The following is a 17,557-nucleotide window of genomic DNA, read 5'->3' as shown; positions in this document are numbered from 1 at the left end:
GACTTGATGATGACGATGCCCAGAGACTACGAATGCCCACCCTGACCCGCAAGGACGAAGAAACCGCGGTTTCTGCCAGCGACGTGGTGCTGGTGGTGTTCGACGGCGTCGAGGTGATCGACGTCGCCGGCCCGGCCAGCGTGTTCAGCAAGGCCGAGCAGATGCATCCCGGCAGCTACCGCCTGCACATCGCATCGCCGGCCGGCGGCACCGTGTCGACGAACGGCGGCCTGAGCTTTTCGGGCACCTGCAGCCTGCAGCAGCTGCCCGCGTCGATCGACACGCTGATCGTCGCCGGCGGCGACGAGCCGGCGGTGCGCGCGGCCATCCTCGAACAGCATATCGGCGCCTGGCTCAGGCAAGCGGCGCCGCGCACGCGCCGCATGGCGAGCGTGTGCAGCGGCGCCTTCGCGCTGGCCGCGGCCGGCCTGCTCGACGGCCGCGAGGCCACCACGCACTGGCGCGTGTGCGACCAGCTGCAGGCGCTGCGGCCGCAGGTGCGGGTGCAGCGCGAGCGCATCTACGTGCGCGACGGGCCGGTGTGGACCTCGGCCGGCGTCACCACCGGCATCGAGCTTGCGCTTGCGCTGGTGGAGGACGATCTTGGCCACGCCGTGTCGATGGAAATTGCCCGCACGCTGGCGCTGCCGATGCTGCGGGGCGGGGCGCAGCCGCAGCTGACGCAGGCGCTCCAGGCGCAGGCCTCGGCCAGCCACCGGCTGCGCGAGCTGGTGGCGTGGATCGGCACGCATCCGCAGGACGACCTGTCGGTCGAGGCCCTGGCCGAGCGCGTGCAGATGAGCCCCAGAAACTTCGCGCGCGCCTTCGCGGCCGAGACCGGCTGCACGCCGGCGCGCTTTGTCGAACAGGTCCGCGTGGCCGCCGCCGCGCAGCTGCTGCGCCAGACGCGGTGGCCGCAGGACCGCATCGCGAGCCGCAGCGGCTTCCGCTCGGTGGACGCGCTGCAGCGCGCCTTCGCGCGGCAGCACGGCCTCACGCCGCAAGCCTATCGAACCCATGACGACACCTGATGCCACTTCCCTTGCACTGATCGACGACTGTTCCCAGGCTTCGCTGCAACTGCTCGAACGCAACCTCACGCCGCACGGCATCCTGGCCGCCACCCGCACCGAAGCGGCCGTTGCGCGGCGCTACACGCGCATCTTCGGGCGCGACGCGGCCATCTGCGTGATGGCCATGTGCGGCAGCGGCGTGCCCGCGCTGGAGCAGGGCGCCGTCGCCAGCCTCGACGCGCTGGCCGCGCAGCAGGCGGCCAACGGCCAGATCCCCAAGTACGTCGACCCCGACGGCCAGGATGCCGACTTCTGGTACCTGGGGTGCATCGACGCCACGCTGTGGTGGCTGATCGCGGTGGACCACGTGCGCCGCCACGGCCAGGTCGGCACCACGCACTGGCGCGCCGAGGTGCAGCGCGCGATCGGCTGGCTGCTGGCGCAGGAGCACCAGCACTTCAGGCTGCTGCAGCAGAACGAGGCCAGCGACTGGGCCGACATCATGCCGCGCTCGGGCTATGTGCTCTACACCAACGCGCTCTGGTACGAGGTGAAGCGCCGCTTCGCGCTGGACGATGCCGAGGCGACGCAGCACCACTTCAACCACCTGTTCAATCCGTTCCAGCAGGACCTGCCCGAATACCACCGCGCCCGGTTGCTGCGGCACTACGCGCGCCGCGGCCGGACCGATCCGGGCCTGTACCTGAGCTTCGTCAACCTGTCCTTCGTCGGCAACGAGGGCGACGTGTTCGGCAACGTGCTGGCCATACAGGGCGGGCTGGCCGATTCGGAGATGGCGAACCGCATTGTCCGCACCATTGCCGCGGCGCGCGCCTGCGAGCCGTACCCGGTGCGCGTGGTACTGCATCCGCTGACGCGCGAGCATGCGCTCTGGCGGCCGTACATGGCGCGCCACCAGCAGAACGTGGTGCACCAGTACCACAACGGTGGCATCTGGCCTTTCGTGGGCGGCTTCTGGGTGATGGCGCTGGCCCGCCTCGGGCTGCATGACATGGCCTGGCCCGAGCTCGCCCGCCTTGCGCATGTGAACCAGCTCGGCGGTTGGCGCTTCACCGAGTGGTTCCACGGCCGCACGCTGGCGCCGATGGGCATGGCGGGCCAGAGCTGGAATGCCGCGGCCTTTCTGCTGGCCCGGCGTGCGCTGGAGGGCAGCGAGGCGGCCTGGTGACGGCTTGCGCTCTGGTTTGATCGATCAGACCGTGAGCACGATCTTGCCGATGTGTCCGGCGCGTTCGAGGTACTCATGGGCTTGCACCACCTCGTCGAACGCAAAGCGGCGGTCGATGCGCATCTGCAGGGCACCGCTGGCCAGGCCTTCATCGACGAAGGCCAGCGCGCGGCCCAGCGCAGCTTTGTCGCGCGGCAAGCCCATGGTGGCCGAGCCGGTGAATTCCAGCACCGTGTAGACGTGGAAGCGCCAGCTCTTGCGGAACTGCGCAAGCACGGGGTAGCTGAACGCCGCGCCGCCGGAGAGCCCGTACAGCACGTACCAGCCGCGCTGTGCGACGGCGCCGCCGAGCTGCTCCAGCTGCGGCCCGCCCACGCCGTCGTACACCAGGTCGGCGCCGCGGCCACCGGTCAGCGCCAGGACGCGCTCCACCACGTCTTCGTCTTGCGTTACCACCACATGCGATGCGCCTGCGTCCAGCAACGCCTGGCGCTTGGCTGCCGTGCGTGTGGTGGCGATGGCGAGGAGGCCCGCCGCGCGCGCCATCTGCAGCGCCGCAATGCCCGTGCTGGATGACGCACCCGTCACCAGCACCGTCTGGCCGCGCTGCAGGCGGGCCATCTCGAACATCGGGAAATAGCCCGTCAGGTAGGCCATGTAGGCACCGGCGGCCTGCTCGGCCGAAAGCTTGCCGGGGTAGCGCACCACATGCGAGGCGGGAAACAGAATGCTCTCGCCATAGGTGGGGTACAGGCCCTGGTTGGCGCCGGGCAGCAGCGCGACGCGGTCGCCCACGCTCAGGCTATCGACACCCGCGCCCACCGCTTCGATGAGGCCGGCGGCCTCGTTGCCCAGGCCGGCCGGCAGCGTCGCGTCCTCGATGTACTGGTTCTGGCGCCACAGTGCGTCGGCCCGGTTCAGACCGATCGCCTGCACCGCGATGCGCACTTCGCCGGCGCCAGGCTCCGGCGTCGCAACCTGTTCGACCTTCAGAACATCGGCGCCGCCGAAGCGGTGAAAGCGAACCATCCTGCCCATACAAGAATCTCCTTGGAAAAAAGCCGGCAGCCCCGGAATGAAGCGGCCCAAGGCATCAATCTAGAAGCCGCAGGGCCATCAAGGAAATCGATTCATACGATATTCGCTATGCATGGAATCGATGACTTCAAGGCGCGTGGATGAAACCGATCGAACTCAGCCGGATTGACCTCAACCTGCTCACCGTGCTGGCGGCCCTCATGCGCGAGCGGCACGTCAGCCGGGCTGCGCAGCGGCTGCACCTGGGACAGCCGGCGGTGAGCCACGCGCTGGCGCGGCTGCGGGAGCTCACGGGCGATCCGCTGCTGGTGCGGCAGGGGCGGGTGATGGAACCGACCGAACGGGCACTCGCGCTGATGCAGGGACTGGGTCCGGCGCTCGAGCAGATCGAGGCCACGTTCCGGGCGCAGGCGGATTTCGAGCCCGCGCGCGCCGCGCCGGTGTTTCGCATCGGGCTCACCGACGACCTGCAGATCGCGATGCTGCCGCGGCTGCTTCGCGCGCTCAGCGTGGAAGCACCCCGCGCCCGACTGGTGACCTTGACGGTCTGCTACCGCAACGCCACGCGCTATCTCGACGAAGGGCGGGTCAGCGCGGTCATGACCTTCCTGAAGGACCTGCCGGCAGGCGCCAAGATGCGCAAGGTCCGCACGGCACGCTTTGCGCTGCTGCGTGCCGACACCGCAACCGCAAGACTGACGCTCGACGACTATTGCCGGCGGCGGCACGTGCTCGTGACCTACGCGGGCGACCTGTGCGGCACTGTCGATGAAACATTGAACGAGCTCGGCCGGCAGCGCGAGGTGGCCTTCTCGGTGCCGCAGTTTGGCAGCCTGCCGGCCGTGCTCGCGGGCACCGAGCTGCTGGCCACGGTGCCGGAGCATGTGGCGCTGGCGCTGTCGGCGCAGGGCGGGCTTCGCTGTGAGGCGCTGCCGTTCGAGAGTCCGAGCTACCAGATCAAGCTGGCCTGGCGCGCCGTGACCGACAAGGACGCGGCAGAGACATGGCTTCGCAGGGCGATGCTGCGGGCCTTCAACGACTGACGCGCTGCTTCATGGCGGCGGCTGCGAAAGAACCCACCCGGCCAGGGCCTTCGCCTCTTCATCGCTCAGCTGCGGCTGGCGGGGCATGATGACGCGTCCCCAGGTGCCCACGCTGCCGCCCTGGATCTTGCCGGCCAGCCGGGAGGGCGCCGCCGCGTCGCTGCGGTAGCGCTCGGCGATCTGCGCGAAGCCGGGGCCGACCTGCTTTCGGAGCATGCCGTGGCAGGCGAGGCAGCCGTGGTCGCGGGCCAGTGCCTGCGCCCCGTCGACAGCGGCAGCGCCAGCGAATGCCGGAGCGGACATCAGCAGCGAGACCCGCAGCGCGAGCGACAGAAGTTTCCGTCCGTTGCGCGATGGCCGTTTTGAAATGAGAGGCATGGGCCCTATACGTTCTGGCGCATCTCCCACGGGGCGGCTGCGCTTATGCTGTGCGGAAATCACAACGCCGATTTTCCCACCATGACCGACTACCGCCCCGTCTTCGACCAGAGCTTCGTCAAGATCGCCGCCGAGCGCCTGCCCGAACTGCTGCGCGCCATGCCCAAGGCCGAGCTGCACATGCACATCGAGGGCTCGCTCGAACCCGAGCTGATCTTCGCGCTCGCGCAGCGCAACGGCGTGGCCATTCCCTATGCCAGCGTCGAAGAGCTGCGCCGTGCCTACGCCTTCACCAACCTGCAGAGCTTCCTCGACATCTACTACGCCGGCGCCAGCGTGCTGCTGAAGGAGCAGGACTTCTACGACATGGCCTGGGCCTACCTGGAGCGCGCCGCGGCCGACAGCGTGGTGCGCACCGAAATGTTCTTCGACCCGCAGACGCACACCGCGCGCGGCGTGCCGATGGAGACGGTCGTCCACGGCCTGCACCGCGCGTGCGCGGATGCCGAGGGGAAGCTCGGCGTGAGCGCGGCGCTCATCCTGTGCTTCCTGCGCCACCTGAGCGAGGAAGATGCCTTCGAAACGCTGGAGCAGGCGCTGCCCTTCCGTGACAAGTTCATCGGCGTGGGCCTCGATTCGAGCGAGGTCGGCCATCCGCCCGAGAAGTTCGCGCGCGTGTTCGCGCGCTGCCGCGAGCTGGGCTTCCACCTTGTCGCACACGCGGGCGAGGAGGGGCCGCCGGCCTACGTGTGGAGCGCGCTCGACGTGCTCAAGGTCGAGCGCGTCGACCACGGCGTGCAGAGCGCAAAGGACCCGGCGCTGATGAAGCGGCTCGCGCAAGACCGCATTCCGCTCACCGTGTGCCCGCTGTCCAACCTCAAGCTCTGCGTGTTCCCCGACCTGGCGCAGCACAACCTGGGCGCGCTGCTCGACGCAGGGCTGGTGGCCACCGTCAACTCGGACGACCCGGCCTATTTCGGCGGCTACATGAACCAGAACTTCACGCAGACCTTCGGCGCCACCGGCCTTGGTGTGCAGCAGGCCTGGCAGCTCGCGGCCAACAGCTTCGAAGGCAGCTTCATCGACGCGGCCGCCAAGCGCGCCTACGTCGATCGGCTCAACGCCGTCTTCGCGAGCTTCTGACCGGCCGCGGGGCCTCGCGGCACCAGCAGCAGCATCGCCACCAGCGCGCAGGCGCTGGCCGCAAGCCACACCAGCGGCCAGCCCTGCAGCGCGAGCAGGTGCGGGATGGAGAAGGGCGTGATGAAGCACACCAGGAACACGCTGGTGTTCGCCATGCCGAGCGCGGTGCCCGCGCGCGCCGCGCCGGCCAGCGTGGCCAGCTCCGTGTAGGCCACGCCGTGCCATGCCGACACGCAGACACCGCTGGCCGCGAGCAGCGCCACCAGTGCCATGCGCAGCGCCGCTGAATCGGCCGCGTGCGTGCCCGCCGCCATCACCAGCATCGCGAGCCCTGCGAACAGCAGCACGCTGAGGGCGCTGCAGGCGCGCAGGTAGGCGGGGCGGTTGCGGCGGCGGTCGGTCCAGCGGCCGCTCCACACGCGCATCACCATCGCGCCGACCTGCACGAACACCATGGTGGCCGTGATGGTTGCGAGGCCCGCATGGCCGAAGTCGTGCAGGAACACCGTGCCGAAGGACAGCACCGCGAACTGCGGCGCGCAGAGGATGCCGATGCCCAGCACGATGCGCCAGACCCGGGCATCGCGCAGCGGGCCGCTCTTCGATGCGATCGCCGACTCGGCGACGTTGGCCCTGGTGCGCGGCGTGTCCGGCGCAACAGGCGGCTCGTGCACCCAGGCCCAGCTCATGGCCGCGCTCAGCGCGCACAGCAGTGCCAGCAGGCCGTAGAGCGCGGCAAAGCCGAAGTGCAATGCGACGAACGGCAGCACCAGCGCGCCAATGCCGCCGCCCAGCGGCACCGCGGTCTGGCGGATGCTCATCGCGAGCCCGCGCTCGCCGGCATCGAACCACGTCATCACCGCGCGGCCGCTCGCGCCGTTGACGCTGCCGCCCAGCAGGCCCACCAGCAGCAGGCCGGCGCCGAGCCAGCCGAGGCCGGGGATGTGCTGCGCGCTGGGCGCGGCCCAGAGCGCCATCGCCACGAGCGCGATCGCCGTGCTGCCAAGGCCCGTGAGCAGCACCGGCCGGTCGCCCCAGCGATCGGTCAGCAGGCCCCACGGCAGTTCGCTGACCGCGATGCCCAGGCCCATGAGGCCAAGCACCAGGCCGAGCGTGGCGTTGTCGAGCTGGTAGCCGGTGCGCATCAGCACCGCGGTCATCGGGATGCCGCTGAAGGCCACGGAAAACGCCGCATTGGCGGCCACCCCGGCGGCCAGCACCTTCCAGCGGTGGCGCGGAGAACAGGAAGGGGAGGAGGTCGAATGGATCATGTTACGGCGCAGTGTCCGCCGTTGCAAAGCTTTTGAAAATCAGAAAATAATGAGCCAATCGTCCCGAAAATCAGGACGATCAACGAAGGATGGATCCATGTCCCAGGTGATGTTCGATCTCGACGTGCTGCGCAGTTTTTCCACCGGCATCGCGCTGGGCAGCTATGCCCGCGCGGCCGACCGGCTGGGCCGCTCCACGTCAGCCGTGAGCGCGCAGCTCAAGAAGCTGGAGGCGCAAGCCGGCACCGCGCTGTTCCGCAAGGCCGGCCGCGGGCTGGAGCTCACCGACGCGGGCGAAACGCTGCTGGCCTACGCCCACCGCATGCTCGAACTCAACGAGGAAGCGAGCGCCGCCATGCGCGGTGCGGACCTGCAGGGCTGGGTGCGGCTCGGCCTGCAGGAAGACTTCGGTGAAACGCTGCTGCCCGCCGTGCTCGGCCGCTTTGCGCGCGCGCATCCCAAGGTGCGCATCGAGGCCTGCGTGGCGCGCAGCGCCGAACTGCGCGAACGGCTCGAGCTGCGGCAGCTCGACCTGGCGCTGGTGTGGGACACCGGCGAGCAGATGACGCCGCACGGCGAGCGCGTGGCGCGCCTGCCGCTGCAATGGATCGGCCCGAGGTCGCCCGATGCGCTCGACGCGGCCTGGTGGAAGGAGCGCGAGCGCCGCGGCAATAGCGCGCGCAAGTCGAAGGAGCCGCTGCCGCTGGTGCTGCTCGATGCGCCATGCCCGCTGCGCGAGATCGTCGTTGCCGCGCTCGACCGCGCCGGCACGCCGTGGCGGCATGCGTTCACCAGTGCCAGTCTGGCCGCGCTGTGGGCCGCCACCTCGGCCGGCCTGGGCCTGTCGGTGCGTACGCCCTTCGGCCTGCCCGCGCATGTGCGTGCCATCGACCGCACGGCCATCGGCCTGCCGGCGCTGCCGCAGATGTCGCTCATGCTCTATCGCGCGCAGGCCGTGGCCGAGGCGCCGGTCGCACGGCTCGACGCGCTGCTGCTGGAGGCCGTGCGCGAGCATGTGCAGGCGGAGTCCGCGCAGCTTCATTGAGCCGCACCGGGCACAATCCCGTAGCCCCTGCGCCGTGCCGATGCCTGAGAATCCGTCGCCGTAGACAAGACAAAAAAAGAGACACGGCATGACCTCGCAGCAAAACTTCCTGCACCTCTGGGACGACAGGTTTCTCTACATCACGCCGGCGATCCAGTCGGGGCTCACGGCACGCTCGTCGGCGACGCTGCTGGCGTCGGTCAGCGGCCATCCGTTCATGCTCGAGGCGCTCGACGGCACGCGCGTGCACTGCACCGCCGCGCTGGTGGCCCCACATGTGTCGCGCCGGCTCGACGTCGATGGCTGCGGGCTGCTGTCGCTCAACCTCGATCCGGCATCGGGCGCCTACCGCATGCTCGCGCGGTGCATGGGCGGCCACGGCATCCAGCCGATAGATGCGCGCTGCTTCGGCAAGCTGCGCGACGACTTCGACCCGGCGCAGCGCGGGCTGCTCGACGATGGCCGGCTGCAGTCGCTCAGCGCGAAGATGGTCGAGGCGATCACCGGATGCCCGGAACTCGCGCCGCCGATCGACCGGCGCATCGAACGCGTGCTGCAGGCCATCCGCGAACACGCCGGCCAGATCCCGCTGAAGAAACTCTCGGCCGTGGCCTGCCTATCGCCCGACCGGCTGACGCATCTCTTCGCCGAGCAGGTGGGTGTGTCGGTCAAGCGCTATGCGTTGTGGACCAAGGTGCGGCGCACGGTGCAGCAGTTCACCGGCCACCGGCCGCTCACCGACGTGGCGCTGGTCAGCGGCTTCACCGATGCGGCGCACATGAGCCGCACCTTCCAGCGCTACTTCGGGTTGCCTCCGTCGTTTCTCGCGAGCCGGGTGCATGTGACGGCCGACGCGCAGGCGTCGCACGCCTGGGGCCACGCGACCGTCCACTGAGCCGCCCGCATGACAGCGGCTGCGTTCAAGCCGCGGCCTGTCTCCCTGCGTAGGCTGCAAGGTGCTCCATCAAGAGAGCATCAACCGGAGACATCCATGAGACAGACATCCTCGCGCGGCGCCGTGCCGCTGTCCCTGCTCGCGTTGGCCACCGCGGCCGCGCTCACCGCCTGTGGCGGCGGCAGCGGTGGAGGCGGCACCGGCTTCTCGTTCCCGCCCGTCGCGGGCAATCCGCCCGGCAGCCCGCCGGCCGAAGGCGCCTACAAGGCCGAGATCCGCCGCACCGCGATGGGCGTGCCGCACATCAAGGCCGACACCTGGTCCGGCGCGGGCTACGGCTACGGCTACGCGCAGGCCGAGGACAACCTCTGCACCATGGCCGACTCGTTCCTGACCTACCGCGGCGAGCGTTCGCAGCATCTCGGCGGCGACGCGCAGCTGGTGGCCAGCAGCACCATCGGGCGGCCGAAGAACATCGACTCCGACTTCTTCCACCGGCACGTGATCTCGGCCGACGTGCTCGAGAAGATGATCGCCGCGCAGCCCGACAACCTCCGGCAGCTGGTCGAGGGCTTTGCCGCGGGCTACAACCGCTATGTGCGCGACCTGAAGGCCGGCGGCGCGGCGCACGAGGCCTGCCGCAACGAGGCCTGGGTGAAGCCCATCGCGGCCGAGGACATCTACCGCCGCATGTACGCGGCCAATCTCGCGGGCGGCTACAGCAACTTCCTGCCGAACATCGCCAACGCGATCGCTCCGGCCCCGGCGGCGGCCACCAAGACCGCCGCACGCGGCAAGCTCGGCAAGGCCAGGCTGCAACTCGCGGCAGCCGGCATGCGCGTGCCCGAGCTGCAGGTGGGCGGGCACGAAGGCGTCGGCAGCAACATGATCGGCTTCGGCACCGCGGCCACCGGCGACGCGAGCCCGCTGCTCTTCGGCAACCCGCACTGGTACTGGCGCGGGCCCGACCGCTTCTACCAGGCGCAGCTCACGATCCCGGGCCAGCTCAACATCAGCGGCACCTCGTTCCTGGGCATTCCGGTGATCCTGATCGGCTTCAACGACAACATCGCATGGAGCCACACGGTGTCGACCGCGCGCCGCTTCGGCTTCTTCGAACTCAAGCTCGCGGCGGGCGACCCGACCCGCTACATGCGCGACGGCAGCGCCGTGAAGATGCAGGCGCTCGACATCACGGTCGACGTGAAGCAGGCCGACGGCAGCGTGGCGCCGGTGACGCGCACGCTCTACAAGTCGGAGTACGGGCCGATGGTCAACCTGGCGCCGCTGAATGCCGCGCTGGCATGGAGCCAGACCACGGCCTTCGCGATCCGCGACATCAACGGCGAGAACTACCGCACCTTCCGCAACTGGCTGCGCTGGAACCAGGCGAAGTCGCTCGACGAGTTCATCGCCATCCAGCGCGAGGAGTCGGCCATTCCGTGGGTCAACACCGTGGCCGTGGGCCGCGGCGCGCCCAAGGCCTGGTATGCCGACATCGGCGCGGTCCCCAATGTGTCGCCCACCCAGGTGGCGAGCTGCACGACGCCGCTGGGCGCGGCGATCGGCACCTCGCTGCCGCGCGTGCCGGTCTTCGACGGCTCCAGGAGTGCGTGCGACTGGCAGACCGATGCCGATTCGGCCCAGCAGGGCGCGCTCGGCGCCTCCCGCATGCCGAGCCTGATGCGCGAGGACTACGTCGAGAATTCGAACGACAGCTACTGGCTCGCGAACCCCAAGGCGCCGATGACTGGCTACCCGGACATCATGGGTCCCGCGGGCACGGAGGCCGTGAGCTTCCGCACGCGCCTGGGCAACCTGATGGCGCAGGGGCGGATCGACGGCACCGACAACTACGCCGGCAAGGTGGCCACGGCCGACACCGTCAAGCAGATGGTGCTCAACAGCCGGGTTTTGACGGCCGAGCTGTTCAAGGACCAGGCGCTGGCCATGGTGTGCGCGGCGCCGACGATCAGCGTGGCGACCGATCCGCAAGGCGGCGCCGCCATCGGACGCGACGTGGACACCGGCCCGGCCTGCGCGGCGCTCCAGGCCTGGAACAACACCGGCGTGACCGGTGCGCGCGGCGCCCACGTCTGGGACGAGTTCTGGAGCCGCGCTGCACTGCTGCCGTCGGCCACGCTCTACAACCTGCCCTTCAGCGCGAGCGACCCGATCCACACGCCGCGCGACCTGAAGGCGGGTGCCGCGAGTGCCTTGCAGCAGGCCTTCGGCGCGGCCGTCGCGCGCGTGGAGGCCAGCGGCTTCGCGCTCGATGCGCAGCGCGGCGACTACCTGTTCGCCACGCGCGGCGGCCAGAAGATTCCGCTGTATGGCGGCTGCCACGGCCCGGGCTACTTCACCATCGCCTGCTCGGAGAACCGGCTCGACAAGGGCGGCTACACGATGGACCGCAACCCGAACGGCAACAGCTACATGCAGGTGGTGCGGTTCCCCGAAGGCGGCGTGGAGGCGCACACCTTCCTCACGTTCTCGCAGTCGGACGACCCGGCCTCGGCGCACAACGCCGACTACACGCGTGCCTACAGCGCGGGGCAGTGGCTCCGGGTGCCGTTCTCCGAAGCCGAGATCAAGGCCGACGCGGCCTACCGCAGCGCGGTGGTCAGCGAGTAGCCGGAAAACCGCCGCATTAGAATCCGCACCCCGCAGCCGGGCGTCCCGGCCGGCTGCGGGTTCTTGCTTTTCCGGGGCCATGTAGAGGACCACCATGTACAAAAACCTCGCGGGCCGCGCCGTTCTGGCGTGGGCGGCCGCCTGTTTTCTATCTCCCGCCGTTGCACAGGCACCGCCACCGAAGCCGCCACTCGCCAAGGACACGCTGAAGATCGGCTTCGTCTACGTCACGCCGGTCACCGATGCCGGCTGGGTGCGCCAGCACGAGGAAGGCCGCAAGGCGGTCGACGCGGCGCTGGGCCCCCGCGTGAACACCACCTTCGTCGAGAACGTGCCCGAGGGCGCCGACGCCGAGCGCGTGATCCGCGACCTCGCGCAGCAGGGCTGCCAGCTGATCTTCACGCCCAGCTTCGGCTACATGGAGCCGACGATGAAGGTCGCGAAGGACTTCCCCGGCGTGAAGTTCGAATCCATCACCGGCTACAAGACCGCGCCCAATGTCGCCACCGCCAACGCCCGCTACTACGAAGGCCGCTATCTCGCGGGCATCGCGGCCGGCCGCATGACCAGGACGAACATCGCAGGCTACGTGGCGGGCTTTCCGATTCCGGAGGTGCTGCAGGGCATCAACGCCTTCACGCTCGGCATGCGTTCGGTGAACCCGGATGCAAAGGTGGCCGTGGTGTGGCTCAACGAGTGGTTCGATCCGCCGAAGGAGCGCGACGCGGCCATGGCGCTGTTCAACCAGAACGCCGACGTCGTCGCCTTCCATACCGGCTCCACGGCCGTCATGGCCGCGGCGCAGGAACGCGGCAAGCTGGCCGTGGCCTACCACTCCGACATGCGCAAGATCGCGCCCGACGCGCAGATCGTCGCCGTCACGCACCAGTGGGGCGGCTACTACACCGAACGTGCACGGGCGGTGCTCGACGGCAACTGGAAAAGCGGCAATGTGTGGGGCGGCGTGAAGGAAGGAATGATCCGCGTCGGCGACTTCGGCAGCAAGGTGCCCAAGGCGGTGCAGCAGGAAGTTCTGGCGCGGCAGAAGGACATCGCGGAAGGCAGGCTGCAGCCGTTCCGCGCGGTGGCCGGCGACGTGCGCGACAACGAAGGCCGCACCGTCATCGCCAAGGGTGCGCAGCTGAACGATGAGCAGATCCTGAAGATGAACTGGCTGGTCGAGGGCGTGCAGGGGCGTGTGACGCGCTAACCGGCCGGGCGCTCGCCGAGTGGCTTGGGCATATAGCACTCATACGCACATGGAAATTGCGGCGGCCCGGGCCTGGATTACCCTCGGCAGCCACGATGAAAAAAGCCTACCGCGCCTCCCTCCTGCGATTCGACGACGCCGGCCTGCCCGTTTTCGATGAAGACGGCCTCTTGGTCGTCGCGCCCGACAGTGCCGGCCGCCAGCGCGTGCTCGATGCCGGCAGCCATGCCGCCGTGTCGCCGCGCCACCCGGATGCCGAGCTGACGCACCTGCCGGGCCGCATCCTCGCGCCGGGCTTCGTGGACATGCACATCCACTTTCCGCAGACCGACATCATCGGCTCGCCCTCGCCGGGCCTGCTGCCCTGGCTCGAGAACTACACCTTCCCGGCCGAAGCCAGGTTTGCCGACCCCGCGCATTCGAACGAAGTGGCCGACGTGTTCTTCGGCGAGCTGCTGCGCAACGGCGTCACCACCGCGCTGGCCTTCGCGACTTCGCACGTGGCCTCGGTCGATGCCTTCTTCGAGGGCGCCCAGCGCCGCGGCCTGCGCATGATCAGCGGCAAGGTGCTGCAGGACCGGCATTCGCCCGACGGCGTGCGCGATGAAACCGAGCAGAGCCTCATCGACTCCGAGGCGCTGATCCGCAAGTGGCACAACACCGGCCGCCTGGGCTACGCCATCACCCCGCGCTTCGCGCCCGCGAGCACCGACGCCCAGATGCGCGGCGCGGGCGAGCTGGCCGCGAAGTACGCCGACACCTGGATCCAGTCGCACGTGGCCGAGAACCGCGACGAGGTGGCGTGGGTGCGCGAGCTCTATCCCCAGGCGCGCTCCTACCTCGACGTGTACGCCGGCTTCGGGTTGATGCGAGAGCGCGCCGTGTACGCGCATTGCATCTACCTGGACGACACCGACCGCGCGCTGCTGCGCGACACGAAGACGGCCGCGGCCGTGAGCCCGACCAGCAACCTGTTTTTGGGCAGCGGCTTCTTCGACTTTGGCGCGGCCGACCGCGTGGGCTACCCCTACGGCCTGGCCAGCGATGTGGGCGGCGGCACCAGCTTCAGCCCCTTCCACACGATGATGGCGGCGTACTACGTGGGCCGCGAGGGCCAGACCAAGGCCGGCCTGAGCATCGCGCCTTCCGAGCTCTGGTGGCGCCATACCGGCGGCGCGGCGCGCGCGCTGGGGCTGGATGGCGTGGTCGGCAACCTGCAGCCCGGCTGCGAGGCCGACTTCCTCGTGCTCAACCCCCAGGCCACGCCCCTGCTGGCGCGCAAGGCCGCGCGCGCGAACAGCCTCGAGGAGCTGCTGTTCGCGATGATCGTGCTGGGCGACGACCGGCTGGTCGAGCGCGCGGTGATCTCGCAGGCGGGATAGCCGCAGCTGAGGGGCGAGGCATGGCGCGTGCCACAATTCGCGCCATTCCTCCCCGCAGCAGCATCAGCGACCGCATATGAGCATCAAGAGCGACAAATGGATCCGGCGCATGGCCGAGCAGAACGGCATGATCGAGCCCTTCGAGCCCGGACAGGTGCGCGAGGCCGCCGGCCACAAGATCATCAGCTACGGCACCTCGAGCTACGGCTACGACATCCGGTGCGCGCCTGAATTCAAGGTTTTCACCAACATCCACAGCACCGTGGTCGACCCGAAGAACTTCGACGAGAAGAGCTTCGTCGACATGCACGGCGACTACTGCATCATCCCGCCCAACAGCTTCGCGCTGGCGCGCACGGTCGAGTACTTCCGCATTCCGCGCAACGTGCTCACCATCTGCCTGGGCAAGAGCACCTATGCGCGCTGCGGCATCATCGTCAACGTGACGCCCTTCGAACCCGAATGGGAAGGCTACGTGACGCTCGAATTCAGCAACACCACGCCGCTGCCCGCCAAGATCTATGCGGGCGAGGGCTGCGCGCAGGTGCTGTTCTTCGAGAGCGACGAAGTCTGCGAGACCAGCTACAAGGACCGCGGCGGCAAATACCAGGGGCAACGCGGCGTCACGCTGCCCAAGACCTGATCCGCGCATTCTGCTGACCGCCGGTTACGCAGCCGGCGGCCGGGCCAAGTACCATCCAGAGGCGATCCGGCAAACCCGCAAGGCCGGCAAGGAGACTGCGATGAGATGGGAAGGCAACGAACAATCAGAGAACGTCGAAGACCGCCGCGGTGAAGGTGGTGGTGGCCGTGGCGGCGGCGGTTTCATCGGCGGGCGGGGCATCGGCATCGGCACCATCGCCGTCGCGCTGATCGCAGGCTGGATTTTCGGCATCAATCCGCTGACCGTGCTCAGCCTCCTGAGCGGCGGCGGTGGCGAACAGGTCCAGGTGCAGCAGCAACAGCAGGGCCCCGCACCCAAGCCGCCCTCGGGCGACCGCGAGGCGGCCTTCGTCTCGACCGTGCTGCGCAATACCGAGGTGGTCTGGACGAACATCTTCCGGCAGAACGGCGGCACCTACCAGCCGCCGCGGCTCGTGCTGTTCCGCGGTGCCACGCCCACGGCATGCGGCACCGGCCAGGCGGCCATGGGGCCGTTCTACTGCCCCGGCGACAAGAAGGTCTACATCGACCTCGCCTTCTACGACACGCTCAAGAACCAGCTCGGCGCGCCCGGCGAATTCGCGCAGGCCTACGTCATCGCGCACGAGGTCGGCCACCACGTGCAGGACGAGCTCGGCGTGACCGCTAAGGTCGACGGCATGCGCGGGCGCCTGAGCCAATCGCAGAACAACGCGCTGAGCGTTCGCGTCGAGCTGCAGGCCGACTGCTTTGCCGGCATCTGGGCGCACCATTCGCAGGAGTCGAAGAAGTGGCTCGACCCGGGCGACATCGAGGCCGCGATGAACGCCGCGCAGAAGATCGGCGACGACGCCCTGCAGCGTTCCGCGGGCCGCGCCGTGGTGCCCGACAGCTTCACCCACGGATCGAGCGCGCAGCGCCAGCGCTGGTTCGGCGCGGGCTATCAAAGCGGCGATGTCAAGTCCTGCGACACCTTCAATGCACGCAATCTTTGAGCACTGATGGCGTACGGGCCGCGCGAACATTGAGTTCGTTGCTATAAAATAAATAGCAATACCGTCGGCACGGAGTTTGTCGCGCCGCTGTCACTGCCATTTTTTGCGGCAGTGCGACAATAGAAGGCTTAATGACAAGCTCCTTCTCCAATCTATCGCTGGCGGAACCGCTGGCGCGCGCCGTAGCCGAAATGGGCTACGAGACCATGACTCCCATCCAGGAGCAGGCCATTCCGGTCGTGCTTTCGGGGCAGGACGTGATGGGGGCCGCGCAGACCGGCACCGGCAAGACCGCGGCGTTTTCGCTGCCGCTGCTGCAGCGCATGCTCAAGCACGAGAACGCCTCCACTTCGCCCGCGCGGCATCCGGTGCGTGCGCTGGTGCTGCTGCCCACGCGCGAACTGGCCGACCAGGTGGCCCAGCAGGTCAAGCTGTACGCCAAGTACACCAACCTGCGCAGCACGGTGGTGTTCGGCGGCATCGACATGAAGCCTCAGACGCTCGAGCTCAAGAAGGGCGTCGAAGTGCTGGTGGCCACGCCGGGCCGGTTGCTCGATCACATCGAGGCCAAGAACGCGGTGCTCAACCAGGTGGAGTACGTGGTGCTCGACGAGGCCGACCGCATGCTCGACATCGGCTTTTTGCCCGACCTGCAGCGCATCCTGAGCTACCTGCCCAAGCAGCGCACCACGCTCCTGTTCTCGGCCACCTTCTCGCCTGAGATCAAGCGGCTTGCTGGCAGCTACCTGCAGAACCCGGTCACCATCGAGGTGGCGCGGCCGAACGAAACGGCTTCCACCGTCGAGCAGCACTTCTACAGCGTGACCGACGACGACAAGCGCCGCGCGCTCAAGCAGATCGTGAAGCAGCGCGGCATCACGCAGGCCTTCGTGTTCGTCAACAGCAAGCTCGGCTGTGCGCGCCTGGCGCGTTCGCTCGAGCGCGACGGCCTTCGCACCACTGCGCTGCACGGCGACAAGAGCCAGGACGAACGCCTGAAGGCGCTCGCCTCGTTCAAGGCCGGCGAGGTCGACCTGCTGGTGTGCACCGACGTCGCGGCCCGCGGTCTCGACATCAAGGACGTGCCCGCGGTCTTCAACTTCGACATTCCGTTCAACGCCGAAGATTACGTGCACCGCATCGGCCGCACCGGCCGCGCCGGCGCCTCGGGCCTGGCCGTGAGCTTTGCGAGCGGCGGCAACGACGCGCGCCTGGTGGCCGACATCGAGAAGCTGATCAAGAAGAAGATCGAGCTCGAACCCGTCGAGTTCGAGGAAGACCGCCCGCGCGGCCGCATCAACGACGGACGCCGCCACTGGCGCGAAGAAGGCGAAGCCGGCGACGCACGCGACGTGCTCGACCAGCCGCGCGAGCGCCGCGAGACCGAAGCCCGGCGCGGCGGCGGACGCCCGCACCGCGCACCCTCCGCACCGCGCGATCCCTTCTTCGACAAGCCCTACGAACCGGGCCAGGCCGACGCCACGCCGGCCTGGGAAGCTGCTGCCAAGGCAACGCCTTCGCGCGGCATCTCGAGCAACATCAAGACCAAGCGCAAGGTCGCGGCCCTCTTCAAGAGCGCTGAAACGAACTGACCGGCGCGCAGGCTTCGCCTTGGCGAGGCCCGGGTTTCAGGCAAGGCCGGGGGACCCCCGGCCTTTTCTTTTGGCGGGGCGCCGGGC

At 68.9% G+C, this 17,557-nt stretch carries 15 protein-coding genes; 12 read left to right on the top strand and 3 right to left on the bottom strand.

The annotated features are described in order from the left end of the window. Positions 1 to 32 precede the first annotated feature (32 nt). Positions 33 to 1,031: a GlxA family transcriptional regulator gene (locus RZE77_RS20245; RefSeq protein ID WP_319438979.1), complete on the top strand. Its 999-nt coding sequence runs from the start codon at positions 33 to 35 to the stop codon at positions 1,029 to 1,031. Beyond that, positions 1,018 to 2,202: a glycoside hydrolase 100 family protein gene (locus tag RZE77_RS20240; protein ID WP_319427198.1), complete on the top strand. Its 1,185-nt coding sequence runs from the start codon at positions 1,018 to 1,020 to the stop codon at positions 2,200 to 2,202. The genes RZE77_RS20245 and RZE77_RS20240 overlap by 14 nt, the downstream gene beginning before the upstream one ends. A gap of 24 nt (positions 2,203 to 2,226) precedes the next feature. Here the strand turns inward: RZE77_RS20240 and RZE77_RS20235 are convergent, their stop codons facing one another. After that, a complete protein-coding gene (locus RZE77_RS20235) occupies positions 2,227 to 3,240 on the bottom strand; it encodes a zinc-dependent alcohol dehydrogenase family protein (protein ID WP_319438978.1) in 1,014 nt (337 codons plus the stop codon). 140 nt (positions 3,241 to 3,380) lie between these two features. Between RZE77_RS20235 and RZE77_RS20230 the strand changes: the two genes are divergently transcribed. Next, positions 3,381 to 4,283 carry a LysR family transcriptional regulator gene (locus tag RZE77_RS20230; RefSeq protein WP_319438977.1) on the top strand — a complete coding sequence of 301 codons (903 nt, stop codon included), beginning with the start codon at positions 3,381 to 3,383 and terminating at the stop codon, positions 4,281 to 4,283. 9 nt (positions 4,284 to 4,292) lie between these two features. Here the strand turns inward: RZE77_RS20230 and RZE77_RS20225 are convergent, their stop codons facing one another. Beyond that, positions 4,293 to 4,661: a c-type cytochrome gene (locus RZE77_RS20225; protein WP_319438976.1), complete on the bottom strand. Its 369-nt coding sequence runs from the start codon at positions 4,659 to 4,661 to the stop codon at positions 4,293 to 4,295. A gap of 81 nt (positions 4,662 to 4,742) precedes the next feature. Here RZE77_RS20225 and RZE77_RS20220 point away from each other — a divergent pair, with 81 nt between their 5' ends. Next, positions 4,743 to 5,804 (top strand): adenosine deaminase, encoded by a 1,062-nt coding sequence (locus RZE77_RS20220; protein WP_319438975.1) that lies wholly within the window; start codon positions 4,743 to 4,745, stop codon positions 5,802 to 5,804. On the opposite strand, the gene RZE77_RS20215 is transcribed toward RZE77_RS20220, so the two are convergent. Beyond that, positions 5,765 to 7,075 carry an MFS transporter gene (locus RZE77_RS20215; protein WP_319438974.1) on the bottom strand — a complete coding sequence of 437 codons (1,311 nt, stop codon included), beginning with the start codon at positions 7,073 to 7,075 and terminating at the stop codon, positions 5,765 to 5,767. The genes RZE77_RS20220 and RZE77_RS20215 overlap by 40 nt on opposite strands. 97 nt (positions 7,076 to 7,172) lie before the next feature. On the opposite strand from RZE77_RS20215, the gene RZE77_RS20210 reads away from it, so the two are divergent. The 8 genes from RZE77_RS20210 to RZE77_RS20175 all read left to right on the top strand — a co-directional run bounded on the left by RZE77_RS20210 (position 7,173) and on the right by RZE77_RS20175 (position 17,470). Next, positions 7,173 to 8,120 carry a LysR substrate-binding domain-containing protein gene (locus RZE77_RS20210; protein WP_319438973.1) on the top strand — a complete coding sequence of 316 codons (948 nt, stop codon included), beginning with the start codon at positions 7,173 to 7,175 and terminating at the stop codon, positions 8,118 to 8,120. 88 nt (positions 8,121 to 8,208) lie between these two features. Next, positions 8,209 to 9,015 carry a helix-turn-helix domain-containing protein gene (locus RZE77_RS20205; RefSeq protein WP_319438972.1) on the top strand — a complete coding sequence of 269 codons (807 nt, stop codon included), beginning with the start codon at positions 8,209 to 8,211 and terminating at the stop codon, positions 9,013 to 9,015. Positions 9,016 to 9,111: 96 nt separating this feature from the next. After that, complete coding sequence (locus RZE77_RS20200) at positions 9,112 to 11,649, top strand: penicillin acylase family protein (RefSeq protein ID WP_319438971.1); 2,538 nt, start codon at positions 9,112 to 9,114, stop codon at positions 11,647 to 11,649. Between the two features lie 94 nt (positions 11,650 to 11,743). Next, complete coding sequence (locus RZE77_RS20195) at positions 11,744 to 12,859, top strand: BMP family ABC transporter substrate-binding protein (RefSeq protein WP_319438970.1); 1,116 nt, start codon at positions 11,744 to 11,746, stop codon at positions 12,857 to 12,859. A gap of 95 nt (positions 12,860 to 12,954) precedes the next feature. Then, positions 12,955 to 14,241: a guanine deaminase gene (gene guaD / locus RZE77_RS20190; RefSeq protein ID WP_319438969.1), complete on the top strand. Its 1,287-nt coding sequence runs from the start codon at positions 12,955 to 12,957 to the stop codon at positions 14,239 to 14,241. 76 nt (positions 14,242 to 14,317) lie between these two features. After that, positions 14,318 to 14,884 carry a dCTP deaminase gene (gene dcd / locus RZE77_RS20185; RefSeq protein WP_015866656.1) on the top strand — a complete coding sequence of 189 codons (567 nt, stop codon included), beginning with the start codon at positions 14,318 to 14,320 and terminating at the stop codon, positions 14,882 to 14,884. A gap of 100 nt (positions 14,885 to 14,984) precedes the next feature. Then, positions 14,985 to 15,878 carry a KPN_02809 family neutral zinc metallopeptidase gene (gene ypfJ, locus RZE77_RS20180; protein WP_319438968.1) on the top strand — a complete coding sequence of 298 codons (894 nt, stop codon included), beginning with the start codon at positions 14,985 to 14,987 and terminating at the stop codon, positions 15,876 to 15,878. Positions 15,879 to 16,009: 131 nt separating this feature from the next. Beyond that, positions 16,010 to 17,470 carry a DEAD/DEAH box helicase gene (locus RZE77_RS20175; RefSeq protein WP_319438967.1) on the top strand — a complete coding sequence of 487 codons (1,461 nt, stop codon included), beginning with the start codon at positions 16,010 to 16,012 and terminating at the stop codon, positions 17,468 to 17,470. The last annotated feature ends 87 nt before the right edge of the window (positions 17,471 to 17,557 follow it).

It is taken from the genome of Variovorax sp. SPNA7 (assembly GCF_033807855.1).
GTDB classification, from domain to species: Bacteria; Pseudomonadota; Gammaproteobacteria; order Burkholderiales; family Burkholderiaceae_C; genus Variovorax; species Variovorax beijingensis.
The sequence above is the reverse complement of the archived record's forward strand: the minus strand, read 5'-3'. Positions and strand labels throughout refer to the sequence as shown.